Origin of the sequence: Streptosporangium amethystogenes (genome assembly GCF_000721075.1) — a bacterium.
In the GTDB taxonomy this organism is placed as follows: Bacteria; Actinomycetota; Actinomycetes; order Streptosporangiales; family Streptosporangiaceae; genus Streptosporangium; species Streptosporangium amethystogenes.
On record NZ_JOEQ01000004.1, the window covers coordinates 18,979 to 45,538 of the forward strand.

Genomic DNA, 26,560 nt, shown 5'->3' on the forward strand with positions numbered 1-26,560 from the left:
CCACACAACTGCCGCCGTTCCCACCGCTGAGGGAGCTCTTGCGCCAGACGCCGACCTCGACGCACTGGCCGCCGTTGGCGTTGCTCTGGCTGGACTTACGCCAGATCACTTGGGAGAGATCGATCATGGAAATACTTCTCCATCCACTCGCATTTCCCGGATAACCTGCTCGATCAAGCTGCGGGTCTGGTCTGGTCCAAGGGCTCGTGCGCGCAGATGATCGAAGAGCAGGACATATGCGTCTACCTCTCGCGAATCCTCCAAATAGACGTTTCCCTGCCAATATTCAACATAAACAGTGTCTGGATCGGACATCTTATGGAAACTTAGAATGGTGAATCCGCCATCCATCGCGGGGTGAACACCAGCGGAAAAAGGCAGGACCTGGAGTGTGACATGACTCCTCTCGGAGAGTTGGATCAATCGCTGGAGTTGGTCCTGCATGGCCTGGGCTCCCCCGACCGGTCTGCGGATGACCGCCTCGTTGAGGATGCACCACATCATGGGCGGATCGGATCGCTCCAGCACTCGCTCCTGTCGCTTCATCCGAATTGAGAGACGTCGCTCCATCTCTTCAACCGGTGGCAGCACGGGCGCGGATCTCATGACGGCTCGCGCGTAACCTTCGGTCTGGAGCAATCCGTCTGCCCGGACACCGATCCCGACAGCGGCGGCGGACGCGGTCTCTGGCTGGTCCAGCAGCTGTCCTCGGACTGGGGCTGGTACGAGACCACGGCCGGACGGGTCGTCTGGTGCCAGCTCGGCGGGCGGTGACCCCATGGTCCGCTGGGACTGCCCGCCCCGCTGCCTGAGCCCGCACGTCCTCCCCACCCGATCTCACTACGAGACACTCGGCTGGCATCTCCCAAACGGGGACGAAAAGGTGCGAGTGCTCAGATGGACCTGCGACTGCGGCCCGACCCTCTACGAGCTGTGCCAGGTGGGCGAGTTGAGGTTCATCCGCCGTACGGAACGCGGACCGGAAAAATCGTCCATCGGCGAGAGTGACCGGTGGCAGGCCCCCGAGGCGGACGCGATGTGGATCGCGCTGTTGCACGGACTCGTGCGATAGCGACGGGAGGTGGTCTGCGCACCACCTCACCCGCGACGCCCCCCAGACAGGCCCCAGCTGATCCCCGTATGCCCCCCGTATCGGACTTCAGCGCCGTGCCAGCGCCAGCACGCTCAGTCCGAACATCAGGACGCCCAGGGGGAGATGGACCAACGGTATGTGCGCGATGCCGAGCGCGACCTGGACCGAGGCGAGGACCAGGAAGCCGGACGCGTGCCAGACGGGCCGGGGCGAGCCGCCGCCCGGCTTCCACGCCAGTACCGCCGCGAGCACGTACAGCACCGACGCCCCGTACATCACGCGGGCTCCGGCACTGTGCAGCGTCTCTCCGTAGGGCGAGGTCAGCAGCAGTCCGGCGGAGACCGCTTGCAGGAGGATGGTCAGGGTCTGCAGGGTGATCGCGATCTGCAGAAACGAGAAGCGGCGCTGTGCCGTCGCCTGGGTCGCCATGCCACGGTCCCCTTTTCCGCCCGGGGGCAGTAGGTCGATAAGGTCTCACCGGTCCGACGACGCGGGCCCGCGAAAGGTAAGGCGAGGGGGCGGCCGGGAGCATGGGGACGGCTGGGACGAGCGCCGATGAGATGGCCGGTGAGCGACGCCAACTGCTCAATGTCGCCTACCGGTTGCTCGGTTCACTGGCCGAGTCCGAGGACGCCGTACAGGAGGCCTACGCGCGCTGGTACGCGCTGCCACGAAGCCGGCAGGACGAGATCGTGTCCCCCGGCGCCTGGCTGACGACGGTGACCGGCCGTATCTGCCTGGACGTGCTCGGCTCGGCGCGGGCCCGGCGTGAACGCTATGTCGGCGCGTGGTTGCCCGATCCGCTGCCCGACCGCGCCGAGTGGGACCACGGCCATGGCACCGACCCCGCCGACCAGATGGTCCTGGACGAATCGGTGACCATGGCCTTCCTCGTCGTCCTGGAGTCGATGACCCCCGCCGAGCGGGTGGCGTTCGTCCTGCACGACGTCTTCCGGTACCCCTTCGCCGAGATCGCCGGCATCCTCGGCCGGACCTCCGCGGCCTGCAAGCAGCTCGCGGCCTCCGCCCGGCGGCGGGTGCGCGTCGCGCGGGCTCCGGCGACGGCGGCCGGGCAGGCCGACGCGGTGCGGCAGGTCAAAGAGGCATGGGAGACCAGGGACATCGCGGCCCTCGTCGAGCTCCTCGACCCGGCCGCCGTGATGACCGCCGACGGCGGCGGCATGGTCGGTACCGCCCTGCGTCCGATCGAAGGCGGTGCGCGCATCGCCCAGTACATGGTCGCCATCGCCGACAAGGTCGCGGGGTTCGAACTCCTGGAGCGGTCGGTCAACGGTGTGCCGGGCCTGGTGGCCCGGCGTGCCGGTGCCGTCATGACCGTGGCCTCGTTCGAGGTCGCCGACGGCCGCGTCACCCGGATCTGGGCGGTCCGCAATCCGGAAAAGCTACGGCCGTGGGTACGGGACGGCGGACTTGTCCGGCCGACTACGACAACTGCGGCAGCCCTCACCATCCGGCTTCGAACATGATCGCCCGGACAAGTCCTAACCGTGTATTCCGCACATGCCCCCGCTTGATCTGGGGCGATTACCCACTGCACTGGATCAGATATAGCTGCTGACGTGTGGAAAGCGGGCCTAGCCGGCGTCCGCGATGGGTGTGCACGGCTTCACGGATGTGCCCGCCTGGGCCAGCCAGGCGCCGAGTCGCCAGGGCACCTTTGCGCCGTCGTTTTCCTCGCGGAACTCCAGCACGAGCGTCTCGTCCGAGTTGATGTGCTCCGGGAAGATCCGGATCTCACGTACGGAGATCGGCCGGGTGACCTTGGGCGAGCGCCACTCGTTCATGAGCGAACGCAGCTCGTCCGGATCGGTGGCGGGCTGCCCGTCGTAGGCCGGGTCCACGCTGCTGAATCGGCCGTCCGCGCACCGCGTGTTCGGGGCCAGGAACGCCACGTCGGCCTTGATGCCGACCTCGCCCAGCTTGGCCTGCAGTCCCACGGGATCGCGCAGTTCGTTGACGGTCATCGTGATCGTGCCGTCGGGGCTCTTGGTCACCGCGTACGCGGGGGTCCCGGTTCCGACGATCATCGGTGTGACGACGGTCGCCGCCGCGACACCGACCGCGACCAGCAGCCGGGGTGCGGTGACGACGCGCCGCCGGGTGTGCATCCCGTTCAGTAGCCGCCGCCTCGCTCCGGCGAGATCCTCCGGGGCGGCCGGTGGAACGGTCTCCCACATGGTCTTCAGTTCGTCCATCGTCATTCTCCTTGTCCCAGGGCTTGGCGGATCTGGGTACGGGCCCGGTTGAGCCGCGAGGCGACGGTGCCCAGCGGGATGGCGAGTGCGTCGGCGACCTCCTGGTAGCTCAGTTCGGCCCAGGCGACGAGCAGCAGCACGTCGCGATCGGCCCGTTTGAGTCCCAGCAGGGCTCGTGCCAGCGGCCGGTTGACGGCCAGGGTGTTGACCCCGTCCTCGACCTGCACGCCCGGTATCTCCGCCGGATGCACACCGCTGCGGATGTACGCCTGGTAGAGGCTTCTCTCGGTGCGCCGCCGTTTTCCGATCACGTTGGAGGCGATGCCGTACAGCCACGGGCGGGCGTCGGGGCGGCCCCGGTCATAATCGCCCCGGCGCTGGAAGGCGGCCAGAAAGGTGTCGGCCACGACGTCCTCCGCCTCGCCGGGTCCCAGTCGCCTGGTCACGTAGCGGTGCAGCAGCGGCGCATGCCGGTCGAACAGGACGGCGAAGCTCTCCGGCTCGTTCAGCGACCTCTCGATGAGGGTCGCGTCATCGCTCTCGACGACTTCGCGGGTGATTGTCATGCATATTGGCCTTTCCTGGCGTATGCGGTCACCTGTACTTACCGCGCCAGGCCGAAATGCTTCACGCATCATTTGGCGACCCGTCCGGTGACCCCGCACGGCCACGTCCTACGCCCAGTCCGCGCATGCTCATCGAGAGCATGCCGACCCCGTTCGGCGGGCGCGATGTGGATCGCACTGCCGCACGGACTCCTGCGACGGCGACGGGAGGTGGCCTGCGCGCCACCTCACCCGCGATGCCCGGCCCCACCTTCGCAAAAACCGGGGCATCGTGCAGAGACACGCACCACTGGGAGCTGTCCGGCCGATCATGTGACCGACATCCCCGCAGGTCGGCGGCGCACCGGCGACCGTCCACACTCTGCCGCCCGCGCACCGGCCGCCCGTTACGGTGCGCGCAGTGCGCACCGCCTCTGCCCCGCACTTCGGACGCTTCATCGCTTCTCCTGGCCGTGCCGAGGATTTCGTCGTTGACAGGCTTGGCTAATTATATTAGCTTTTAGCTAACAGTATTAGCCAAACCTGGAGGATGTCGTGACCGAGTACCTTGCCGTCGACGGCGGCACGATCGCTTACGAGGTGGCGGGGTCCGGCCCGCTGGTCGCCCTCGCCCACGGCATGGGCGACAGCCGCGCCGCGTACCGTGCGGTGATCCCGTCGCTGATGGCGGCGGGTTATCGGGTCGCCGCGGTCGATCTGCGCGGCTGCGGCGAGTCCAGCGTCGACTGGCCGGCCTGGAGCCGCACCGACATCGCCGGCGACCTGCTCGCCGTGATCCGCCACCTGGGCGGCCCGGCCGTGCTCGTCGGCCACTCGGCCTCCGGCGGCGCCGCCACCATCGCCGCGGCGCAGGAGCCCTCGCTGATCACCGCGGTTGTCGAGTTGGCGCCGTTCACCCGCAAGCAGTCGATCAGCCTCGGTGACCTGCGGACGAAGCGCTTCCGGCAGGGCATGCTGCGGCTGCTCGGCACGGCCGCGTTCGGCAGCGTGCCGCTCTGGCGCTCGTACCTCGACGTGGCCTACCCCGGCGTGAAACCGGCCGACTGGGCCGAGCGGCTCGGCCGCATCGACTCCCTGATGCGCGAGCCGGGCCGAATGAAGGCCATGCAGGGCATGGGCCGCAGCGCCCCGACCGACGCCGGTGCGCAGCTCGGCAACGTCCGCTGCCCGGTCCTGGTCGTGATGGGCACGCTCGATCCCGACTGGGCCGACCCGCGCGCCGAGGGTTCGGCGATCGTCGATGCCCTGCCGTCCGGCCTCGGTCGCCTTGAGATGATCGAAGGCGCCGGGCACTACCCACACGACCAGTTCCCCGACCAGGTGGTTTCGCTCGTGCTCTCCTTCCTCCGGTCGGACGCCGCTCGTGCCTAGGGTCGGTCTGGACCCGGCGGCCGTGGTCGCGGCCGGTGCCGCCCTCGCCGACGAGGTGGGCCTCGCCAACCTGACGATGGGTTTGCTGGCCGAGCGTGTGGGTGTGCGTACCCCATCCCTGTACAAGCACGTGAGCAGTCAGGAGGACCTCAACCGGCGGATCGCGGCCCTGGCGCTGAGCGAGGCCGCCGACGCCGTCGGCGGCGCGATCCAGGGATACGCGGGCCGCGATGCCCTGGCGGCCGCGGCGCGTGCCTTCCACACCTTCGTCCTGGAGCACCCCGGCCGGTACGCCGCGACGATCGGCGTGGAACCGTCCAGCCCGGACGATCCGCTGGCCACCGCGAGCCGGCGACTGCTCGGCGCGTTCACGGCGGTCCTGCGCGGCTACGAGATCGGAGAGTCCGACATGGACCACGCCCTGCGCATGCTCCGCAGCCTCTGGCACGGCTTCGCCACGTTACAGGTGGCCAACGGCTTCCAGTGGAGCACCGACATCGACGAGAGCTTCGAGTGGCTGATCGCCTTCGCCGACCGGGGCCTGCGCACTGTTTGAGAATGCCGCCGCCGTCGGCGATCGCCCCGGTCGCCGGGCACGGCTGGGGGCTCCTGCGGTGGGGCCATTTCAGACAGTGCACCGGAGCAGCGGGACGAATGCCAGGCTGGTCATCTCGGGCGGGACATGCGGGAGTAGGTATCGTTTTCGCGGAATTCCAGCGCGAGTGTCTCGTCCGGCTGGATAAACTCCGACCCCCGAGCCGGTCTCATTGCGGGCGGGCGGGCGAGCGGGGTCGAACGCGCTCAACCGACCACGGAGGAGGCTCCATTCCGGCCTCAGGGCCGGTCTCATTGCGGCGACCACTCGGGCGACCCCGACAGGGTGATCATCGACCTGGCCGGCGCGCACATCTGGGACGCCTCCTCCGTCGCCGCCCCGGACGCCGTCACCACCAAGTACGAGGCCCGCGGCAAGACGGTTGAGATCATCGGCCTCAACCCGCACAGCGCCAGGATGCACGACACCCTCAGCGGAGAACTCACCGGCGGCCACTGAACCGGCGTCGAACCAAGCCCTGTCACGAGAACCGCCCGGCTCGCGGAACCTCGAAGCCAGGCCTTGTATACGGGGGCGCCCCGACTCCGCCGTTTCCCAGCTCGTCGTAGGTGACGGGGCGGGCGTTCGGAAGCGCCGCCGAGTTCATGGCCATCCCTCCCCGGAGGCCGGCCTTCGCTGACCGGACCCGGGCGGCCGAGGAAGGACAAGATTCCCAACATTCCAGACCTTCCCGCCCCGGGATCTTGTTCGCTGAAACGTGCCTTGTGAGGGTCGTTTCGTGGCGAGATCCGCCACTGGTACGTCCGTGGAAAGGGAAGATCCATGAAGGCGACGCTCATCAAGCGGGTAACTGCCGTGGCCACACTTGTCGCGGTAGGACTGCTGTCAACGGGGACCACCACCAACGCCGCGACACTGGACGACGCTCCGCTCCGCACCGACGTCATCCACCTCGCAGCGGGGACTGACGGCACGCCGACTGCTACGCCGCAAGCATCGAACGAGACCACGGAGGCTGGGGCGGCCGGCGCCCTGGTGACCGTGAGCCCCAGCGCCGAGTACACCGAAGACCCGCTCCGCATTGGGCGCGTCGCCTGGACACAGCGCTGCCCAGCATCCAGATTCTGCACCACTCAGGTGGGGAGTGGTGGTCAGAATATTGGATTTCAATTCCACAGGTGCACTGAGTACGCCCTGACCAATTGGGGCGTCAATGGCGACCGCAACAGTTTGGTGTACAACAATCAGAACGTCACCGTTAAGTACCTTAACCAGCGACACGCTGAGATTCAGTCGACTCCCCCGGGCTATTTCGAAATAATAGATTTCAAGCCGGTATGGTACATCAGCCTCTGCAACTGATCCCGATCTTCTTGTTCTCGGCACGGACGGCCGCCTCGGGGTTATGGCAGATCACGAACCGTTCGTGTCAGGATCTTGGGCACGGAGCGCTCTGCGACCGGGTCCAACTCGTTGTGGGCCAGGTGCAGGTAGCGGACAGCCGTGCCGTTCTTGGTCTTCCGACTGGTGGCCTTCACATAGCAGCACGACGCTGCGCTGGCCGCCTCCCAGGTCGACGGGGTCGGACAGCTCGGTGCTCAGCACGTCTCCGGCGGCGCTCAGGATCTCGTTCACCCGGGCATCCCCTCTCACAACGGCTCCGGCCCACCGATCACACCCGACCTCCCGAACCGCTCTTCCCGAACGGCTCCGGCCACCGGTCCCGGCGCGGTTCGCGTCGGCGAGGTCTGGTCTCCGCGAAGCGCGAGACCCCGCCCTGTACGGAGAGCGGGGTCTCGTGGCGAGTCCGGCCGATCGGAGGGGGCGCCGTCAGGTCAGCGGACGGCCCTGAGGGCGTCCACGATGCCGTAGCCGTAGAAGCCGTTGCGGAGCTTGTTTCCCTCGCACAGGTGGGTCGTGACGACCGTGTTGCCGTTCGACAGGTGTCGCGTGTAGGTGTACGCGGGCGGGGTGGGGCAGCCCGGCCTGGTGGCCGACGCCTTGAGGATCGTCTCCACGACGGTGGGGTTGAGCGTCTTGCCACCGTGCACCCGGTCGCGCACACCGTACTTGCTTACGATCAGCGCGGCCACGCCCGCGGCGCGCGGGGCCGCCATCGAGGTGCCCTGGAGGTACTCGTAGTAGGCGCAGACGCCGCCCTGGCAGTCGCGGACCAGGTACTTGACGTTGGGCGTGCCGTCGGGGTTGAGCTCGCCCCGCGCCTCGGCGAGCGCCTGGGGGTAGGCCGCCAGCGTCGCCTTGGTGATGTCACTCCTGTTGTCGGGGGTGTCGAAGCTGTCGCCACCGGGGGCGGCCAGGTCGATGAAGCCGTCGCCGTAGTTGGAGCCGTACGCCTTGCGGCCGCTGACGCCGGTCCCGGAGGCCGTGATCACGTGGTTGCCCTGGGCAGGCATGATGGAGCAGTTCGACGAGATCGTGCGCGGGTGGGGCTGCTCGCCGGGCACCCGGACGTAGTTGGGGCTGGAGGCGTCGACGTAGTCCTTGGTGATGTCGGCGCCCTCGTTTCCGGCGCCGGCCAGCAGGGTCACGCCCCTCGCGTGGGCGTAGTCGAGCGCCCGCTGCATGGCCTTCTTGACCGTGGCCTGCTCCAGGCGCTCGGCCGGGGAGTCGGCCGGGTTGTCGGCGCAGTTGGACAGCCACGGGTCGATGTAGAAGCTCATGTTGGCCACGTCGATGCCGACGTCACCCGCGTAGGTCAGCGCGTCGACGGCCGGCTGCAGGAAGAAGTAGCCGATGTCCGAGCCGACCCTCAGGTTGACGATCGAGACCTTGGGCGCCACGCCCGCGATGCCGAGCCCGTTGATCGGGGAGGCCAGCGCCGAGGCCACGTGGGTGCCGTGGCCGTCCTCGTCGACGTCCGCGGGGTCCTCGCAGGAACCGTCGGGGTCCTCCTCGCACGGCCCGTCGACCTCGTTGCCGTCGGCGTCGTAGGGGATGTCCACGGTGAAGTTGCGGCTCAGCTCGTGGTTGAAGTTCGGCGCGATGTCGGGGTGGGACCCGTCGACGCCGGTGTCGAGGATGGCGACCAGCACGCCGGGGTCGCCCTGCTCGCGACTGTAGGAGCCGTCGACGGTGGCGTGGATCTGCTTCATGTCCCACTGCAGCTCCGACAGCGGCTCAGCGGCGGGGGCCGCCTTGCCCGGCTTGACGGCCTTGGTGTCACCGGGCGCGTCGCGCCCCTCCTTCTCCACCGCCCTGGCCTCGACGGCCCCGCGCGCCGCGCCGGTCGCGGGGACGGTCTTGGGGACGCTGCCGACGGACCGGTTGCGGGCGACGCCCTCGATCGGGTCGCTCCCCTGGAGCGCGGCCGTGAAGCCGGGGTTGGTCGAGGTGACGGTGGCGACGCCGACGGCGCCGTTCTCCTTGAGAAGGCTTCCCCCCGCGGCCTGGATGGCCCGCCGGGCGTCGACGGCGCTCACGCCCTGCCGGTAGAGGACCACGTACTCGGTGTTCGGGCCGGTTTCGGCACTTGGCTGCCGTGCCTGCGCCGGAGTCGTCAGTGTGGCCGCGGCCAGAGCGGCCACAGTAGCGATAAAGACGACGCGTTTCACTCATACCTCCGCTTGTCAAAAATTCCTTCGCCAATATGGAGATATGGCCGGAAATAATCCAGCGGAAAAGGGAATCGCTACCGAAGCGTGACAAGATCCAGAGCAAGCGTTCTCTGAAATGTGCGGCCCGGTGTCTCGCGGGGATCCATCGCCTCCCCCTGGGCCGGCACGGCGGCGCGCCGGCCCCGTCGCCGAACACGGCGTGTCGACCGCCCCGGGATCACCCACGCGTCACGCGGAGGCGGGGGTACGCGTACGGCTGTCCGGGCGGCACGGCCGGGCGGCGCCAGGAGGGCGGCAGGATCCATCGGCCGAAGACGACCTTCCCGCCGGTCGGCGACCGGTAGTGGCCCCACTCGTCGGCGCACAGCCCGACGAGCAGCAGGCCCCGGCCGCTCTCGTCGTCCTGCCCGGCGGCGGTCACCCGGGGCGTGCCGTCGTTGCTGTCCCACACCTCCGCGAACAGGCCCGCGGTGGTGAGGCGAAGCCGCAGCAGGATCGGATACGGGTCCGTGGCCCGCGGGCAGGCGCAGGAGGGCGAGACGGGCCGGGCCGGGACACGCCGGCCTGGGGAGCACAGGTCTGGGGCGGACGGGTCTGGGGCGGACGGGCCGGCGGGGGCGGGCGAAGGATGCGGGCAGGCGTAACCGTCGGGGATGTGCGGGACGGCGGTGGCCTTGACGGCGTTGGTGGTCATCTCGGAGACGACCAGGACGCAGGCGTCCGAGAGCTCGTCCAGTCCCCACGCGCGCAGCCGCGCCCGGGTGAATTCGCGCGCCTGGGAGGCAGCGGCCGGCTGCGCCGTCAGCCGCAGCTCGTCCGCGTCCAAGGACAGGTGGTCGGAAGCGCCCAGATCTGGATGAAACGGTGAATGCATCGGTCCCGGCCGTTCGACGGGGAGCACGGTCATGTGATGGCTCCAGGGAGGTTCAACGGAGATTCGGTCGCACGTCCCCGGCGCAGATAGGGACGCCCCGCCCGAGCCATGAGATCACGCGAATCCGACGGCTCCGGCGTTGTCTCAACCCTCCTGTGCGGAGCGTGCCGGAAACAGGCGACGAGACCACGTCTGTTCGTCGCTGTCGGATGTCGATTCGCCCCGCACGACGATGCCGCGGCAGGGATCGGCGATCTGGTCGCCGATTTCTGCACTCTGCCGTCACCGAACGTGATCGGCCAGTAACGTTCGGCCCGAAGAATCACCACCGGAGGACCCGCCGGGAGAGGCCGAGCCGATGCCACGTGCACCGCGCAGCGTCAAGCAGCAGATGGACATCTTCAGCGCTGAACTCCGCGAGCGTGGTTGCACGTGGGCGGAGGTCGCAGCGGAGTTCCAGCGACGTTGGCACCTTAACTCCCGCCAGGGCTTCCGGGAGGCGCATCGACTCACACAAGCCAAGGTCTGCCATCTATGGAACGAGTACTGGCCGAACGAGCCACTGACGACCCGCAAGCTCGGGTCGTGGGAGGCTTGGCCCGGCCCCACCGGCAACGAGCCGCCGATCGCCGGTCTGAACCGGCTGGCCCGTATCTATCAGTGCCGCACCGCCGATCTGGTCGACGGTGAAGACCACCGCGATGCCGACGAGCACAACGCCCCGGCCGCCCGAATCCGGGGACGGGAACTGGTGGCCGCGGGAGCCGCGGGCAGCCTCTGCCGCGAGGACATCCAGGGGGTGCTGGCGACCCTGCCGGCCCCGCCCACCGGACCCGCGCCGGTCAGGGCCACCCGCGAGGAGGAGTACGACGCCCTCGTACGGGCTCTCGCCCAGTGGGCGGCGTCCATGAACCGGCGTGACGTGCTCGCCCTGGTCAGGGCCGCGGCGGCCGCGGCGGCGGCCTCTCCGCTGCTGGACCGGTTGAACGACGACGAGCTCGACCGGCTCGCGCTGATCGCCGCCGAGCCGTCCCGGGTGGACCAGGCGACGGTCGACCACATCGACGCGGTGCTGCACCACTGCATGCGGCAGGAGGACAGTCTCGGCCCCCAGTCGGTGCTGGGGACCGTGCTGGCCCAGCAGCACCTGGTGCGGTCGCTGATCCCGGCCGCGTCGACGGACGAGGTGCGCGAGAGGTTGCTGTACCTGCTGGCCAACATCTGCAGGTTCACCGCCTGGGTGCTGTTCAACCTCAACGACTTCAACGGGGCGAACTACTACTACGAGCAGGCCAAGTCGGCCGCGCACCGGGCCGACAACGACGCGATGAACAGCTTCGTCCTGGCCAACTGGTCGCAGCTGGCGACCTGGCAGGGCGATCCCCGCCAGGGTGTCGAGCACGCTCTGGGGGCGCTGGCCTGGGGGCAGCGGGCCGGTAGCAAGCTGCTGGTGTCGTACGCGTACGACGTCGGCGCCCGTGCCTACTCCGCGGTGTTGCGCCGCTCGGCCAAGACCGACCGCCACAAGGACCACGCCCGGTGCATGCGGAGCCTGGACCGGGCCCTTCGCGAGCTCGGCCACGCGGGTACCGAGGACGTGGGCGGTAAGCTGCTCTACTTCTACGGCGACGGGCAGTACCTGTCGACCAAGACCAAGTGTCTGCTGGACATGGGCGACGCCCAGGCCGCCGTCGAGATGGCCGCCCGCTCCCTGGCCCGGATCGACCCGACGTTCGTCCGCAACCTGGCGTTCAGCCGCCTGGATCTGGCGCGCGGGCATCTGCGGCTGCGTGCCATCGACGAGGCGTGCGAGCATATCGGCGAGGCCGCCCGCCTCACCTGCCGGAACACCTCGCCGCGGCTGGCCCGCTCGGTGGTGGAGGTCCGCGAGGCGCTGAACCCGTGGGCGAGAACCCGCCAGGTGGCCGCTCTGGACGAGAAGCTGCACGCCCTCCAGCTCATCGCCTGACGAATCGCCCGGCGAGTCACATCGCGAATCGTCTCGCGAATCGTCTGACGAGTCGGCTCACCGGCGGCGTGCCGTGGGCATTTTCTCCAGCACCAGGATGTCGAAGACCGGGGCGGGGATCGGCGGGTCCAACAGCTTGTGGGACACCTTCCGCCATCCCCACCGCCGATAGATCGTCTGGGTCCGGGCTGCCCTGGGCTGCACCGACAGTGTCGCCCGCTCGGCACCGGATCCGGCGACCAGCTCGTCGTGGATCCGGTGCCCGACCCCGAGGCCACGCCAGCCGGGCAGCACCCCGTAGTCGATGACGGCGAACGTCCTGGTCCCGGTCTCGGTCGCGAACTCCTCGTCGACCGGTTCGGCCAGCCCGGTCCACCAGCGGGTGTCGGCGGGCAGCAGGTACCCGTACCCGAATCCGACGAACTCGGGGCCGGAGCGCGCGGTGGTCAGCCGGAATCCGGGCCGGTCGGCCAGGTTGGGAAAGTAGGAGCGCTGGTTGGCGAACTCCGCGCGGTTCCCGTTGAAGGGAGGCAGTGAGAACACCGCCTGGTAGAGATCGCAGATCGTCCCGGCCAGCACGAGTGACTCCTGGCGGCCGTGCGTCTCTACGGTCACGTTTTCGGTGGGGGTCATACTCGCCTCCTGCGCACCCTCTTCCCATGGGGCGGTTCCTTATCCGTGGACGGGCGGGCGGCCGCTCCGGTTCCCGTGCCGGGGGCGAGGCCGTGCGTCAGCCTTTGGTGACGTCGCTCAGCGGTACGGAGAGGTCGGCGAGCCGCTCTGGGCGGACGGTCACCCCGCTGCGGATCAGGTCCTGGGCCGGTGCGATGCCCTCGTCCCACTGGTTGACGTGCATCCCCGCCACGACACGCCCGCCGGCGAGCCAGAAGGCGTGGAAGGCGCCGGACTGCAGGTCTCCGCGGATGACCACGGAGTCGTATCCGCCGGGCGCGAACCAGCCGGAGAACTCCATGCCGACGTCGTACTGGTCGGTAAAGAAGTAGGGCGGCCGGTCGTGGACGACCGGCCGGCCGAGCATGGCCTTGCCCGCGGTCAGACCTCCGTTCAGCGCGTTGGCCCAGTGCTCGACGCGGATGCGGGTGCCGTACAGCAGGTTGAACGCGTTCGCCACGTCACCGGCGGCGTAGATGTCGGGGTCCTCGGTGCGGAGCGACTCGTCGACGACGATCCCGTTCTCCACCGCCAGGCCGGCCCGCTCGGCGAGCTCGGTGTTGGGGGTCACGCCGACACCGACGATCACCACGTCGGCCGCGACCTCCTGTCCGTCGTCGGTGGCGACCGCGTGGACGCGTCCGGTGCCCAGCAGCCCGGTCACCTCGCGGCCGAGCCGCAGGTCGACGCCGTGTCGCCGGTGCAGGTCGGCGAAGAAGGCGCCCAGTTCGGGGCCGAGTGCGGCGTGCAGCGGCACCGCCCTCGGCTCGATGACCGTCACCTCGCAGCCGTACTCCCTGGCGGCCGCGGCGGTCTCCAGCCCGATCCAGCCCGCGCCCACGACGGCCACCCTGCCCCCGCCGCGGATCGCCTCGCGCAACCGCTCCGAGTCGTCGAGGCTGCGGAGGTAGTGCACGCCGTCCAGGTCGGCGCCGGGCACGTCGAGGCGGCGCGGTGAGGCACCGGGAGCGAGAAGCAGCCTGTCGTAGCGGATGCACCGCCCGTCGTGCAGTTCCACCTGGTGCGCGGCCCGGTCGAGGACCGTCACCTGGCGCCCGAGCAGCGGTTCCACGGAGTTGGCCGCGTACCAGCCCTCGTCGTGGACGTAGACCTTGGCCTTCTCCTCCTTGCCGAGCAGATAGCCCTTCGAGAGCGGGGGGCGCTCGTACGGGAGCTCGGTCTCGGCGCCGATCAGCGTGATCCGGCCCGAGAAGCCCTCCTCGCGCAGGGACTCTGCCGCCTTGGCCCCGGCCAGGCCCGCTCCGACGATGACGAACGTCTGCTCGGTAGTCATGCTCTCCTTCCTATCCGATTCCCACGCCGGTTCCAACGATCGTGCGCGGCCCGGATCCGGTGTGCCGGGTCGGCGGACGGTGGGTGCCAGAGTGACGAGCACCGGGCGATCCTCCCGGGAAACGAACAACCGGGTTGAGCACGCTTGTCGGAACACGTCCCCCAAACGGGCAGTAAATCAGCGAAAGAAGCCTGGACGGGGCACGATCCGTTTACTCTCGAGAATTCCCCGGAAAGGCCCCCGAGCCGCCTTCCGGAAAAACACACCGGTCCTTCATAATCCCTTTCGTGCACGTCACATCGAGTTCCCTGCGACCTGGTCGGGCCCGTGAAATCACAGGCGTAGAGGGCATGCAAGGCCGTCGGCCGATTACTCGGGGAAATTTTCGTTTACCCGGCCGGAAACCGGATTCCGCACTCCAGGAAAGGCGGGCTTATATATTTCCTACGCCATCAAGCTCGCCCCGTGGACGGGAATGCCTACGCCCCTGCCCGCGGCGCGCCGTTTTGATAAGGAGCATGCCGCATGCCATTGAATCGACGATTCGCCCGAGTCACGGTCAGCTGCGCGTTCGCGGCGATCACCGTCCTGAGCCTCGGAGCCTTCTCACCCGCCCCGCCGGCCTCCCCGGGCTACCCGGGCGGCTCGCCGGCCTCGCCGGCTTCCCCGGCTTCCCCGGTCCGGCGGGTCGATCCGCCCCCCAGGCCCACGGCGCGCGCCCTGACCGCCGACGAGATCCGCAGGCGGGGGCTGGACAAGTACATCGACATGTCCCGCCAGCAGGAGACCCCTCCCAGGATCATCGACACCAACCAGGGCAAGTTCTCCAGCGGCATCCTGTCGCCCGCCAGGCAGTTCTCCAACACCTCCGGTAACTTCACGTCGGGCTGCTGGTATCTGACGACCACGTACGGGGCTCCCGGCCTCAACGGGGTCGGCTACCACACCTGGTGCGGTAACGGCACCCAGATCACGTACACCTCGGCGAGCTGCACGGGAAGCACCAACCTGCCCACCTACATGTACGAGGGCTGCCAGAACATCCAGGCGTACGGGGTCGGCTGGAACGTCTGGGACGTCACGGACGGATGGCGTTTCTGCACCTCCTACAACCCCTACACGGGCGTGTGCTCCTCCCGGGCCTACCCGTGGCAGAAGAACCGCTACGGGGCGGGCGGCCAGGTCTGGCTCCTCGGCTGGGGCAACTAGGCGCCGACCCCGGACTCGCGACTCACGGCGGCGGCGCCGGCCTCACCAGGCCGGCGCCGTCGCCGTTCCGTCTCCCGCCCTCCGGAGCGGTGGCCGGACAGGCGGAACGAGGCCGGGCGGGCACGACAGATAATTCATCACTTGTTGATTTATTACCCTCCCCGGCCTAACGTTGCAGCACGCATCAGACGCAGCGACACAGGGAGCGGCCCGATGGACGGCGTGGAGCATGACCGGCTGACCGACGGCATCCCGGCCACGACGCTTCCGGCGGGAGCTCAGCAGGGCGCGCCCCTGCCTCTCGTCCTGAGATTCGAGGACATCGGGGCGGAGATGCTGCCCCTGGTCGGCGGCAAGGCGGCCAATCTCGGCGTGCTCACCACCGCCGGGCTCCCCGTTCCCCCGGGCCTGTGCGTCACCACCGAGGCCTACCGCAGGGTCACCGAGCGGACCGCGCTGAAGGACCTGCTCACCGCGCTCGCCGCCACGCCCGCCGAGGACGTCGCCACCCTGAACGCGCTGGCCGCCAAGGCCCGTGAGACCGTGCTCGCCGCGCCGGTCCCCGACGACATCGCGGACGCCGCGAGGAGCGGCGCGGACGGCCCCGTCGCGGTCCGCTCCTCCGCGACCGCCGAGGACCTGCCGCACGCCAGCTTCGCCGGGCAGCAGGACACCTACCTCAACGTGATCGGCGCCGACGCCGTACTGGACGCGGTCCGGCGGTGCTGGGCCTCGCTCTGGACCGACCGGGCCGTCGCCTACCGGGTCGCCAACGGCATCGACCACGGCGCGGTGCGCCTGGCGGTGGTCATCCAGCAGATGGTCTTCTCCGAGGTGGCCGGGGTGATGTTCACCGCCAACCCGGTCACCGGGCGGCGGCGTGAGGCGGTGATCGACGCCAGTCCCGGTCTCGGCGAGGCCGTGGTCTCCGGCGCGGTCAATCCCGACCACTTCGTGCTCGACACCGCCACCGGCCGGATCACCGAGCGCCGCCTGGGAGACAAGCAGGTGGCCGTACGGCCGCTGGTGGGCGGCGGCGTCGAGCACGTCGAGACCCCCGCGGACCTCGTGGAGCGGGCCTGCGTCACCGACGCGCGGCTGGAGGCGCTGGCCGAGCTCGGCGACCGGGTCGAGCGGCACTACGGGACACCCCAGGACATCGAGTGGGCCGTCGACGCCGCCGGTGTGCTCTGGCTGACCCAGGCGCGCCCGATCACCACCCTCTACCCGATCCCCCACCACGCGGAGCCGTCCGCGAGCCCGCCGGGCGGCGCTCCCCTGCCCGGCGACACCCGGATCTACTTCTGCTTCAGCCTGGCCCAGGGTCTCCACCGGCCGATCACCCCCATGGGCATCTCGGCCTTCAGGCTGCTGTCGTCATCGGTGTCCGAGATTCTGGGAATGCCGGTGGCCGACCGGCCGGCCGGGGCCCCGCCCGTCGCCGAGGCGGGCGGGCGGCTGTTCTTCGACGTCACCGGCCTCATCCGCGGCCGGGTGGGACGGGTGGCCTTCCCGAAGGTGCTCGACGTGATGGAGGCCAGGTCCGCGAAGGTGCTGCGCGGCCTGTTCGACGACCCCCGGTTCGGTGTCACCCAGCCCTCGCTCCGGCCGCCGCTGCGCCGGGCGGTGCGGATCGCGGCCCGCTTCCACCTCCCGCGCCGCTTCGTGCGGGCCGTGCGCGACCCCGCCTCGGCGCACCGGGACGTGGCGCTGCTGCGGGAGCGGCTGCGGGGACGGCTCCCGGCACCGGAGGGCGCCACCCCGGCCGAGCGTCTCGACCATGTGGAGCGGATGCTGGGCGGCCAGATCCTCCCGCTGCTGCCGGCCATCGCCCCGGCCGCGGCCGCCGGGTTCGCGATGCTCGGCCTGGCCGCCCTGGTACTGGGCGACCGGGCCCGGCCCGGTGAGCTGGAGACGGTGCTGCGCGGGCTCCCGCACAACGTGACCACCGAGATGGACCTGGCACTGTGGCGGCTGGCCGCCCGCATCCGCGAGGACGGCGAGGCCGTCTCCCTGCTGCTCGGCACCTCTGCCGCCGAGCTGGCCGAACGCTTCCACGCCGGGACGCTGCCCCGCGTGCTGGGAGACGGCCTGGCGGACTTTCTCTCCGGCTACGGCGTCAGGGCGGTCGCCGAGATCGACCTCGGGGTGCCGCGCTGGTCGGAGGAGCCGACCCACATCCTCGGCGTCCTCGCCAACTACCTGCGGCTGGAGGACCCCGCGCTGGCCCCCGACGCGCTGTTCGCCAGGGGCGCCACCGAGGCCACCGCCATGATCGAGACCTTGAGCGGGCGGGCCGGAGGGCTGCGCGGGCACCTCGTCCGCTTCGCGCTCGGCCGGACCCGCGCGCTGGCGGGCCTGCGTGAGATGCCCAAGTACGTCGTGGTGACCGCCCTGGCCGCGATGCGGGCCGAGTTGCTGGCCGTCGGTGCCGAGCTGGCCTCCCGGGGCCTGCTCTCCCGCGCCGACGACGTCTTCTTCCTGACCTTCCGCGAGGCGCGGGAGGCCGTCGCGCCCACGGCCGACGGTGACCGGCCGGTGCCCTCCCCCGCCCCGGCGGAGGCCGCCGCGCACCCGTCCGATGCGGCCGTACGGCCCGCGCCGGCGGATCTCGTGGCGGGGCGGCGCGCGGAGGCCGCCCGCGAGTCGCGCCGCAGGCACGTCCCCCGCGTCCTGCTGTCCGACGGCACCGAACCGGAGGCCACCGCCGTACGGACACCGGTGGACGGCGCGCTGACCGGCACCCCGGCCTCGGCGGGCACCGTCACCGGTGCCGCCAGGGTCGTCCTCGACCCGGTCGGCGCGCACCTGGAACCCGGGGAGATCCTGGTCTGCCCCTCCACCGACCCCGGCTGGACCCCGCTGTTCCTGACGGCGGGCGGCCTGGTGATGGAGATGGGCGGCGCCAACTCGCACGGCGCCGTGGTGGCCCGCGAGTACGGTATCCCGGCCGTGGTGGGCGTGAGCGGGGCGACCGAGCACATCGTCACCGGCCAGGAGATCACCGTCGACGGCGCCTCCGGCGTCGTCACCGCCGCCCGACCGGCCTCCGGCGACAGGTCACCGGAGGCCGGATGATCACCTACGACGTGGTGCGGGACGGGTCAGACCCAGGTGTGGTTGGGCCCGCACGTGTAGTAGTAGCAGGTGTAGGGGGCGCAGGGATACAGACCGCTCTCCTGCGGGGCGGGGAGCATGTCCAGGACGTTGATGTCGAGTTCCATCCAACTGACCTTTCCGTGAGTATGGGTTTTCGCTCGATCAGACGGTGACTCCCGGCACCGCCGGTCCGGCGTTCGGGCGGCGAGGCCGGCGAGTGCGGATCGAGCGGGCCGGACTGTGTGCACGGGCCTGCGCGGGTGACGGGCCCGAGGGTCACTCCAGGGCCGGCAGGGCGGATCAGCGGGCGCGGGGACCACAGGTCACCGCGCCCGCGACCGGGTTCGGCACCTATGAACTGCCGCGCAGGTGTCCGCTCATCCGTCTGTCACGCGGATACCGGCGGGGCGAGGTGCACCTCCGTCGCTATACACCGTCCTCCATGGAGACACCCGGCGGGTCCATGTGTATACCCGTCGACATGCACTGCTGCCCGCCGTTGACGTAGCCGAGGGCGCTCTCGTCCAGCTCCGTCCCGAACGGAGCAATGTCCCCGAGTTCAGTGCGCGGCTTCATGGCCATGACACATTCCTCCTTTCCTGTACAGAAGGGAATACCGTGACCACTGTCGACGACTCCGCTTACCGGGGACTTAACAACGGTTGCCAACCGCTCTCTTTAGAGGGCTTAAGAAAATTTCCGGTCGCCTGTCCCTGCGGTTCCCCGTCAGGCCCGCAGGTCGGCGGTGAGCTCGTCGGTACGGGCCCGGCTGCCCCAGAACCACTCCACGTGGGCGTGCCGCCGTTGCTCCGCCAGCCAGTCATCGAAGATCCGCATCTCGACAAGCCTTCGAGTCGTCTCGTCGAACACCGCCGGTTCCACGGCCAGCACGTACCCGACACAGAAAGCACCGTCCGGGAGCCTCGCCGGTCCGAGCACTTCCCCTGCCCGCGTGTCCGAGGCCGCGGCGCCGAAAAGAGCGACCAGGTCGCCTCTGCCGTTTCCCTCCATCCGGCAGGTGGCCACGCCCTCCAGCACCGCCCCGACCGCCAGCGTGACGGGATCGGGTCCCCCGCCTCCACCGGTCGTCTCCGGCTCGCCGGGCGGCACGACCGTGCCGTCCTCCCCGGCCCCTGCCGATCGTCCGGTACGCAGAAGGGCGGCGGCGGCCTCAGCATGATCGGGGTCGGCGTACCGCAGCCTGACGACGCGCAACCGGTCGAACTCCTCGCGATGGGCGGTGAAGAACTCCTCCGCCCGCCCCTCGACCAGCTCCCGGCGCAGGGCCGCCACCGCCGCCTCGCTCGCCACGATCTCCTCCAGGCGGGCATGACTCAGGCCGCGCTCGGCCATCCACTCCCGTACCGCCTGCGCGGTCAGCAGACCACGTGCGCGGCGGAAGGCGTTCATGGCCTCTTGAAGCCCTTCGGCGGAGAGGTCCTGGTCGCGGGCGTCCACGGCCTGCTCGACCAGGGCGGCGTTCACCAGGCGCCTGGCGAGAGCGACACCGTCCCACAGCACGTCGAGTACCGAGACCACCTGCTGCATCGTCATGTCGACGCCGTTGACGCGCAGGACGAGCTGCTCACCGGAGCGCTGACCTCCCCGCAGCGGCCAGGGGATCACCCGGTCCGGCGCGAAGGCCAGCGAGGCGGTGCCCTCGGACGAGGGGAACAGCAGGTCGTAGTGGTACTCGTCGGTGGCCGCCTCGCGCTGCCACAGCAGCCGCATCCTCGTCTCCGGATACCGGGCGCGCAACTCCGCCAGTCGCTCCCTCGCGTGCCCCGGCGACACGCCGTCCAGCCCGCGTAGCCATTCCAGGGCGTCTCCCAGGAGGTCGGGAGGCGTGGTCAGCATGGTCAGACTCCTTCCAGTAACAGATCGCAGACGGCCTCGCTGATCGGCAGACCGGTCAGCTCCTCGATCCACAGCCACTGCCCGTTGGGGTTGATCTCCAGGAACACATACCGGCCGTCCGGAGTCAGAACCAGGTCGAAGGCTCCGTAGGCGAGCCCGAGACGGTCCGTCATCACCAGGCAGCGGCGAGCGACCTCGTCGGGGAGCTCGTGCACGCCGTGCGGTGTCATCCCGAGGTCGTACCGGCGCCAGTCCACCCTCGCCCGGTTGCTGTCCTGCGAGTGGATCTCGGCCGCGAACACCCGCGTGCCGACCACGGTGACCCGCAGTTCCAGCCGCTTGGGCACGTACCGCTGCGCGATGACCGGGCAGAAGCGCAGCGCCTCCGCGTACGCCAGATCGCGGGCCGAGACGAAGTCGCACTTGCGGACGACCGCGTGACCCCCGGCGAGGTTCTCCACCCACGGCGTGCCCATGGGCTTGGTGATGATGTGCCCGTCATGACGATTGTGAAAGTCCCACAGGGCGTCCGCCCGGGTCGCGATCAGCGTCTCCGGGATCTCGAAGCCCAGCTCGGCGGCCAGGATGAGCTGGGACGGCTTGTGCGCGGCCCGCCGGAACACCGACTCTCGTCCGGGCACCGTACGGCACGGCAGGTGCTCCCAGAGGTCGGTGATCAGGTTCGCGCCCTCCTTGGCGGCGTAGGCGGCCACCGATGGGTCGGTGATCGCCGGGTGGGCCTCCGCCGGTCTGGGGCGGCGCCACCACAGCGCGGTCAGCGAGTCCAGGTCGAGCGTGCCGGACTCGGTGTGCAGCAGCCGCCGGGCCAGGCCGCGAGCGGTGTAGGCCAGCTCGACATGGGCCCGGGTGAGGTAGTCCCCGTTGTCGAAGACGGTGGTGCGGGCACCGCGTGCGGCCAGCAGGTGCCGGACGTGGTCGGCGTGCGGGTCGTGGTCACGGGTGAGGACGAGAACATGCGGGGGTGACACGGATCTCCTTGGAGAGCAAGCGGCGCGCGGGTTCGCCGTCGGAAAACGATGCCGCGGAATCTGGTCCTGTGGATCACTCGCGAACGACCGCGGGACTCCTCGGCAGTTGCGCCCGGACGAGGCTCGCGTACCGGCCGCCCAGGTGTACCAGTGCGTCGTGGGTGCCGCTCTCGGCGATCCGGCCGCCGTCCAGCACCAGGATCAGGTCGGCGTCCCTGACCGTGCTCAGCCGATGGGCGATGACGATCCGCGTCTGGGGGAGGGTGTCGAGGTTCGCGCTCAGCGCCGCCTCGGTGTCGGTGTCGAGATGGCTGGTGGCCTCGTCGAGCAGCAGGATCCGCGGCCGGGCCAGTATCGCCCTGGCCAGGGCGACGCGCTGACGCTGTCCGCCGGACAGGCCCCCACCCTCGGTCAGCAGGGTGTGGTACCCGAGGGGCATGGCGATGACGTCATCGTGGACGCAGGCCAGCCGGGCCGCCTCCTCCACCTCCTTCAACGAGGCGGCGGGGCTGCCCAGTGCGATGTTGTCCGCGATCGAACCGGTGAACAGGGTGGGCTCCTGGGTGACCACCCCGAAGCGACGCCGTAGCCGTCCCGGATTCAGGCGGGAGGCCGGTACGCCGTCGTGGAGAAGCTCGCCCTCGACCGGCGGGAACAGCCCCAGCAGGAGCCGCGCGAGGGTGGTCTTACCGGACCCCGACCTTCCGACCAGCGCGACCTTCTGCCCGGGGGCGACGCACAGATCGATCCCGCGGACGATCCACGGGCTCTCGGGCGCGTACCGGAAGCCGACCGCCCTCAGCTCGATCCCGCTCCGCGCTCCGGCACCGGGGCGACCGGCCGGCGCGGAGGACTCCGGAGCCTCGCCCTTGTCACCCGCCGTGCCGTCGGGGCCGGTCTCGGGGGCGGGCTCGGGGGCGGTCTCCCAGATGTCGGCGAGCCGCTCGGCCTGGGTGCGGGCGGTCTGGAGGCTTCGCAGCCCGGCGGTCAACGAGGCCAGCGGTGCCAGGGCCGCGGAGGCCAGGGCCAGCACGCCGAGCAGTGCGCCGGGGGTGATCCGATGGTCCACCACCTGCCACGCGCCGACCCACAGCAGCGCCAGCGGGGTGGCGAACCTGAGTGCTCCCAGCGCGGTTTCCTGTACTCCCTGGGCCAGCCCGCTGCGCCGCGTCCGCTGCGTCTGGACGTTCAGCAGACGTGTCCAGCGTTCCAGAACCTGAGGTTCCGCTCCGGACGATTTGATCGTCTCGATTCCCTTGACGGCCTCGATGAGCTGCCCCTGTGCGTCATTGCGCGCCTCGTGCTCGCGATGGACCAGGTCGCGGATTCGATGCCGGGTGACGAGGAGCACGAGGAACTGGGCCGCTGTCAGGACGACGAGCACCGCGCCGATCAGCGGCGACCGTACGGTGACCGCGACGAGATAACCGACGGCCAGAGTGCCGTCGAGCAGGGTGGACAGCAGCTGACCGGTGAGGATGTCCCGCAGCAGGCCGGCTCCGGTGATCCGCGAGACCAGATCGGCCGAGCCCCGGTGGGCGAAGAAGCGGAAGGGCAGGGTGAGCAGCCGCCTGGCCAGGTCGTCGAGCAGGGCGGTGTCGGCCCTGGCCCGCAGCACGAGCAGCGCCCAGGTACGCAACCCTCCGGCCACGAGATGGGCGATCACCGCCACCGCCGCGGCCAGTCCCATCAGGGGGAGCACGTCGATCTCCCCGCGTCCCAGCACCCGGTCCACGACGCTTTCGGTGGCGGCCGGCAGGACGAGCCCGAGACCCTGCAGGACGAGGCTGAGCAGTACCAGAGCGGCCAGGATGCCCCGGTGCCTCAGCACGATGAAGCGGACGTAGCGCGACCACCAGGATCGCCTCTCGCCGAGGTGGCCCCGCTGGAAGTCCGGGCCGGGGGCGAAGGTGAAGACCACATCGCTGTAGTCCCGCGCGAACTCCTCCCGGGTGAGCCTCAGCCGCCCGGTCCCCGGGTCGACGATCGTGATCCATCCTCTGGCCGCCCGTTCCACCACCACGAAGTGCCTGGCACGCCAGTAGGCGATGGCCGGCAGGGGTATCTCGGGCACGTGCGCCGCGGGCAGGGAGAACGCCCGGGTGGTGAGCCCGCGCGCCCGTGCGACGCGTACCAGGGTGAGCGCGCTGACGCCGTCCCGTCCCACCCCCATCTCCTCGGCCAGGGCGCGCACGGAGGTGTGGTGCCCGTATGAGCCCAGGATCATCGCGAGGCAGGCGGCCCCGCATTCGACCAGGCTGTGCTGCAGTATGACTGGAACCCGCATGGACGGTGGTGTCCGAGGCTTCAGGAGACGGTGGTCGCGCGGGAGAGGCCGCCCGGGACCGGGTGGCTCCCCCAGGGGGCTGGGAGCGTGCCCATGTCCAGCGTCTTGATGTCGAGTTCCATCACGGCCGTCCTTTCGTTGGCGCAAGACCCCCGGGGCATCAAGGCGATCTCCATCCCCGCCGTTCCGGCGGTGTCCGTGGCCGGCTCTCCCGCTTCGGGCCGCGATCGTCGGGGATCGGATGGCGCGGCAAGCGGGACTGCCGGGAATGCGGTGAACTCGTGCGAGCCCCCTCACAACGCCTCGTCGCGGATCGCGATCCTTGTACGAGCGGCTCCGAACCGCGATGACGTGCCATGACGGGGACTCTCTGACGGTAGCCGGGTGCTCCTTACGGATCGCTTAGCCGCCCTTAATCCTCACTTACCGCCCGGACAGGAGACGGGTATAGAGATCTTTAGACGCCATGAGCCCCGGCGAGCCCAACGTGAACCGGCGGCTGTCTGCGGGGTGAGTGGGCGTTCGCCGCGCGACATCGAGGCGGGCCGGGTGGGACCGACCACGCACGGCCACGCTGCGGCGACTGGCGAGGGCCCTGTCGCTCTCGGGCGACGACCTCGGCGCGCCGCTCGCGACCGTTCGGCCGGGCTCCAGGAAGGGAGGCCCCCTTCGCATCGGCGTGCTCGGGCCCCTGTCCGTCAGCCGGAACGACGCTCACATCGACATCACGTCGACCACGCAGCGGACCTTGCTCGGCCCGCTGGCGATACATGGGAGATCACAGGCCAGGCCATGACGACAAATGCGTCCCGCGAGATCCGGCTCAGCCCAGCTACCCGAAGGTCGGAGGGGGGCCTCGACCGGGCGCCCCCCGGAAGAGCATGATGGCCTGATGTCGTACGTTGACGCGTTTGCCCGCAGTATCAGCGACCCGGAGGACTTCTGGGCCGAGGCCGCCGAGGCGGTCACCTGGAGCAGGCCTCCGCGCGAGGTGCTGGACTCCGGGGCGCCGCCCTTCTACCGGTGGTTCCCCGACGGGGAACTGAACACCTGCCACAACGCGCTGGACCGGCACGTCGAGGCGGGCCACGGCGACCGGGTCGCGCTGATCTACGACAGCCCGGTGACCGGTACCGGCAGGCGCCACACCTACGCCGAACTGCGCGAGACGGTCGCCAGGTTCGCCGGGGTGCTGCGCCACCTCGGGGTGGAGCAGGGCGACCGGGTGGTGATCTACATGCCGATGGTGCCCGAGGCGGTGATCGCCATGCTGGCGTGCGCGCGGCTGGGAGCCGTGCACTCGGTGGTGTTCGGCGGGTTCGCGCCCAAGGAACTGGCGGCCAGGATCGACGACGCGCGCCCCAAGGTGGTCGTCTCGGCCTCCTGCGGGATCGAGCCCACCCGCGTGGTGCCGTACAAGCCCATGCTCGACGCCGCGCTCGACCTGGCCGGGCACCGGCCCGCGCACTGTGTGATCCTCCAGCGCGAGCAGGCTCCGGCGGAGCTGGTTCCCGGACGGGACGTCGACTGGGCGAGCGCGGAGGCCGAACCCGCCGGGTGCGTACCGTTGAAGGCGACCGACCCGCTCTACATCCTCTACACCAGCGGCACCACCGGGCGGCCGAAGGGCGTCGTACGCGACAACGGCGGGCATGCGGCGGCGCTGCTGTGGAGCATGGCCAACGTCTACGACATCGCGCCCGGCGAGGTGCTCTGGGCGGCGTCCGACATCGGCTGGGTGGTCGGGCACTCCTACATCGTGTACGGGCCGCTGCTGCGGGGCGCCACGACGGTGCTGTACGAGGGCAAGCCGGTCGGCACCCCCGACGCGGGCGCGTTCTGGCGGGTGATCGCCGAGCATCGGGTGAACGCGCTGTTCACCGCGCCGACCGCGTTCCGCGCGATCAGGAAGACCGACCCGGAGGCTGCCCTGCTGCGCGGCCATGACATCTCGTCGCTGCGGACGCTCTTCCTCGCCGGGGAGCGTCTGGATCCCGACACCTACCACTGGGCGGCGGAGAAGCTCGGCGTCCCGGTCGTCGACAACTGGTGGCAGACCGAGACCGGCTGGCCCGTCGCGGCCAACCTGCGCGGCCTGGAACCCATGCCGGTCAAGCCGGGCTCCCCCACCGTGCCCGTCCCCGGATACGACGTGCGCGTGCTGCGGCCCTCGGGCGCCGAGTGCGCCCCCGGCGAGGAGGGGGCGATCTGCATCCGGCTCCCGCTCCCGCCCGGCACCCTCCCCACGCTCTGGCAGGACGACGAGCGCTATGTGAAGTCCTACCTGTCGGCCTTCCCCGGCTACTACCTGACCGGTGACGGCGGCTACCTCGACGAGGACGGCTATCTCTTCGTGATGGGCCGCACCGACGACGTGATCAACGTGGCCGGGCACCGGCTGTCGACGGGATCCATGGAGGCGGTGCTGGCCGCGCACCCGGCGGTGGCCGAGTGCGCGGTGATCGGGGTCGCCGACGAGCTGAAGGGGCAGGTCCCACGTGGCTTCGTGGTGCTGAAGAGCGGGGCGGCGGTCGACGTCGAAACCCTGCGGGCCGAACTGATCCTGGCCGTCCGCGAGCAGGTGGGCGCGGTGGCGGCGCTGAAACAGGTGGACGTGGTCCCGGCACTGCCGAAGACCAGGTCGGGGAAGATCCTGCGCAAGACCATGCGCGGTATCGCCGAGGGCATCGACGAGCCCGTCCCCTCGACCATCGAGGATGCGACGGTGCTGGACGTGCTGCGCCCCATCGTCGGGCGCGGCGTCACCGCCCCGGACGGCCGGGACGCCGATCCCCTCCGCTCGGGTTCCGGCGACGGCTGACCGGCCGGCCCCGGTTCTCAGTCCGGTACTGTCCGTTCCGGAAACGAGCCGGTCTCCCCTCTACGGCGAGGGGCGGCCCGGCCGGGAGCCGATCCGCTTCCGGCCGGCCGCC

Annotated in this window: 23 protein-coding genes and 1 pseudogene; 10 read left to right on the forward strand and 14 right to left on the reverse strand. The window is 70.2% G+C overall.

The features are described 5' to 3' along the window. Positions 1-52: 52 nt before the first annotated feature. Positions 53-127 (reverse strand): annotated as a pseudogene (locus tag IG98_RS54745) (DUF397 domain-containing protein); the annotation flags it as partial. Next, positions 124-780, reverse strand: coding sequence for a DUF5753 domain-containing protein (locus IG98_RS0104815; protein ID WP_281178431.1), 657 nt, complete (start codon positions 778-780; stop codon positions 124-126). The pseudogene IG98_RS54745 and the gene IG98_RS0104815, both read right to left, overlap by 4 nt. A 103-nt stretch (positions 781-883) precedes the next feature. Between IG98_RS0104815 and IG98_RS44490 the strand changes: the two genes are divergently transcribed. After that, positions 884-1,072, forward strand: coding sequence for a hypothetical protein (locus tag IG98_RS44490; RefSeq protein ID WP_157594164.1), 189 nt, complete (start codon positions 884-886; stop codon positions 1,070-1,072). A gap of 87 nt (positions 1,073-1,159) precedes the next feature. Here IG98_RS44490 and IG98_RS0104825 read toward each other — a convergent pair whose 3' ends face one another. Next, entirely contained in the window at positions 1,160-1,522 is a 363-nt protein-coding gene (locus IG98_RS0104825) for a hypothetical protein (RefSeq protein ID WP_030906045.1), read from the reverse strand. Positions 1,523-1,623: 101 nt separating this feature from the next. Between IG98_RS0104825 and sigJ the strand changes: the two genes are divergently transcribed. Continuing rightward, positions 1,624-2,580 (forward strand): RNA polymerase sigma factor SigJ, encoded by a 957-nt coding sequence (gene sigJ, locus IG98_RS0104830; protein ID WP_051751584.1) that lies wholly within the window; start codon positions 1,624-1,626, stop codon positions 2,578-2,580. A 108-nt stretch (positions 2,581-2,688) separates the two neighbouring features. Here the strand turns inward: sigJ and IG98_RS0104835 are convergent, their stop codons facing one another. Both IG98_RS0104835 and IG98_RS0104840 read right to left on the reverse strand, forming a co-directional pair. Continuing rightward, positions 2,689-3,309 (reverse strand): hypothetical protein, encoded by a 621-nt coding sequence (locus tag IG98_RS0104835; RefSeq protein ID WP_030906051.1) that lies wholly within the window; start codon positions 3,307-3,309, stop codon positions 2,689-2,691. 2 nt (positions 3,310-3,311) lie between these two features. Then, positions 3,312-3,875 carry an RNA polymerase sigma factor gene (locus IG98_RS0104840; RefSeq protein WP_030906053.1) on the reverse strand — a complete coding sequence of 188 codons (564 nt, stop codon included), beginning with the start codon at positions 3,873-3,875 and terminating at the stop codon, positions 3,312-3,314. Positions 3,876-4,409: 534 nt separating this feature from the next. Here IG98_RS0104840 and IG98_RS0104845 point away from each other — a divergent pair. The 4 genes from IG98_RS0104845 to IG98_RS0104860 all read left to right on the forward strand — a co-directional run bounded on the left by IG98_RS0104845 (position 4,410) and on the right by IG98_RS0104860 (position 7,164). Then, positions 4,410-5,246, forward strand: a complete 837-nt coding sequence (locus tag IG98_RS0104845; protein ID WP_030906056.1) for an alpha/beta fold hydrolase — start codon at positions 4,410-4,412, stop codon at positions 5,244-5,246. Beyond that, positions 5,239-5,802 (forward strand): TetR/AcrR family transcriptional regulator, encoded by a 564-nt coding sequence (locus tag IG98_RS0104850; protein ID WP_211263882.1) that lies wholly within the window; start codon positions 5,239-5,241, stop codon positions 5,800-5,802. Before IG98_RS0104845 ends, IG98_RS0104850 begins: the two co-directional genes overlap by 8 nt. A gap of 324 nt (positions 5,803-6,126) precedes the next feature. Next, complete coding sequence (locus tag IG98_RS48375) at positions 6,127-6,300, forward strand: hypothetical protein (RefSeq protein WP_211263883.1); 174 nt, start codon at positions 6,127-6,129, stop codon at positions 6,298-6,300. 324 nt (positions 6,301-6,624) lie between these two features. Continuing rightward, on the forward strand, positions 6,625-7,164 hold the full coding sequence (locus IG98_RS0104860; RefSeq protein ID WP_030906064.1) for a hypothetical protein: 540 nt from the start codon (positions 6,625-6,627) through the stop codon (positions 7,162-7,164). A gap of 473 nt (positions 7,165-7,637) precedes the next feature. Here IG98_RS0104860 and IG98_RS0104870 read toward each other — a convergent pair whose 3' ends face one another. Together IG98_RS0104870 and IG98_RS46580 are read right to left on the reverse strand one after the other, a co-directional pair. Then, on the reverse strand, positions 7,638-9,347 hold the full coding sequence (locus IG98_RS0104870) for a S8 family serine peptidase (protein WP_037969410.1): 1,710 nt from the start codon (positions 9,345-9,347) through the stop codon (positions 7,638-7,640). A 247-nt stretch (positions 9,348-9,594) separates the two neighbouring features. Continuing rightward, on the reverse strand, positions 9,595-10,284 hold the full coding sequence (locus tag IG98_RS46580) for an ATP-binding protein (RefSeq protein WP_030906084.1): 690 nt from the start codon (positions 10,282-10,284) through the stop codon (positions 9,595-9,597). Positions 10,285-10,609: 325 nt separating this feature from the next. On the opposite strand from IG98_RS46580, the gene IG98_RS46585 reads away from it, so the two are divergent. Further along, a complete protein-coding gene (locus tag IG98_RS46585) occupies positions 10,610-12,220 on the forward strand; it encodes an NsdA family TPR-like regulatory protein (protein WP_051751586.1) in 1,611 nt (536 codons plus the stop codon). 57 nt (positions 12,221-12,277) lie between these two features. On the opposite strand, the gene IG98_RS0104885 is transcribed toward IG98_RS46585, so the two are convergent. Next, positions 12,278-12,853 (reverse strand): GNAT family N-acetyltransferase, encoded by a 576-nt coding sequence (locus tag IG98_RS0104885; protein ID WP_051751588.1) that lies wholly within the window; start codon positions 12,851-12,853, stop codon positions 12,278-12,280. 97 nt (positions 12,854-12,950) lie between these two features. Next, the gene (locus tag IG98_RS0104890) at positions 12,951-14,186 is read right to left on the reverse strand and encodes an NAD(P)/FAD-dependent oxidoreductase (RefSeq protein ID WP_030906093.1); all 1,236 of its coding nucleotides are present in this window, start codon (positions 14,184-14,186) and stop codon (positions 12,951-12,953) included. 525 nt (positions 14,187-14,711) lie between these two features. Between IG98_RS0104890 and IG98_RS44500 the strand changes: the two genes are divergently transcribed. Both IG98_RS44500 and IG98_RS0104900 read left to right on the forward strand, forming a co-directional pair. Then, entirely contained in the window at positions 14,712-15,395 is a 684-nt protein-coding gene (locus IG98_RS44500) for a hypothetical protein (RefSeq protein WP_157594165.1), read from the forward strand. A 213-nt stretch (positions 15,396-15,608) separates the two neighbouring features. After that, the gene (locus IG98_RS0104900) at positions 15,609-18,473 is read left to right on the forward strand and encodes a PEP/pyruvate-binding domain-containing protein (protein ID WP_030906096.1); all 2,865 of its coding nucleotides are present in this window, start codon (positions 15,609-15,611) and stop codon (positions 18,471-18,473) included. A gap of 26 nt (positions 18,474-18,499) precedes the next feature. On the opposite strand, the gene IG98_RS52345 is transcribed toward IG98_RS0104900, so the two are convergent. From IG98_RS52345 to IG98_RS0104925, 5 genes are all read right to left on the reverse strand, one after another. Beyond that, positions 18,500-18,619, reverse strand: coding sequence for an ALQxL family class IV lanthipeptide (locus IG98_RS52345; RefSeq protein WP_211263884.1), 120 nt, complete (start codon positions 18,617-18,619; stop codon positions 18,500-18,502). A gap of 301 nt (positions 18,620-18,920) precedes the next feature. Continuing rightward, a complete protein-coding gene (locus IG98_RS50140; protein ID WP_157594166.1) occupies positions 18,921-19,076 on the reverse strand; it encodes a hypothetical protein in 156 nt (51 codons plus the stop codon). 144 nt (positions 19,077-19,220) lie between these two features. Beyond that, positions 19,221-20,351 (reverse strand): TIGR04500 family putative peptide maturation system protein, encoded by a 1,131-nt coding sequence (locus IG98_RS0104915; protein ID WP_030906099.1) that lies wholly within the window; start codon positions 20,349-20,351, stop codon positions 19,221-19,223. A 2-nt stretch (positions 20,352-20,353) separates the two neighbouring features. Beyond that, positions 20,354-21,340, reverse strand: a complete 987-nt coding sequence (locus IG98_RS0104920; RefSeq protein WP_030906102.1) for an MvdC/MvdD family ATP grasp protein — start codon at positions 21,338-21,340, stop codon at positions 20,354-20,356. 73 nt (positions 21,341-21,413) lie between these two features. Then, positions 21,414-23,627, reverse strand: coding sequence for a peptidase domain-containing ABC transporter (locus tag IG98_RS0104925; protein WP_037969416.1), 2,214 nt, complete (start codon positions 23,625-23,627; stop codon positions 21,414-21,416). A gap of 892 nt (positions 23,628-24,519) precedes the next feature. Between IG98_RS0104925 and IG98_RS0104930 the strand changes: the two genes are divergently transcribed. Further along, on the forward strand, positions 24,520-26,448 hold the full coding sequence (locus tag IG98_RS0104930) for a propionyl-CoA synthetase (protein WP_051751590.1): 1,929 nt from the start codon (positions 24,520-24,522) through the stop codon (positions 26,446-26,448). The last annotated feature ends 112 nt before the right edge of the window (positions 26,449-26,560 follow it).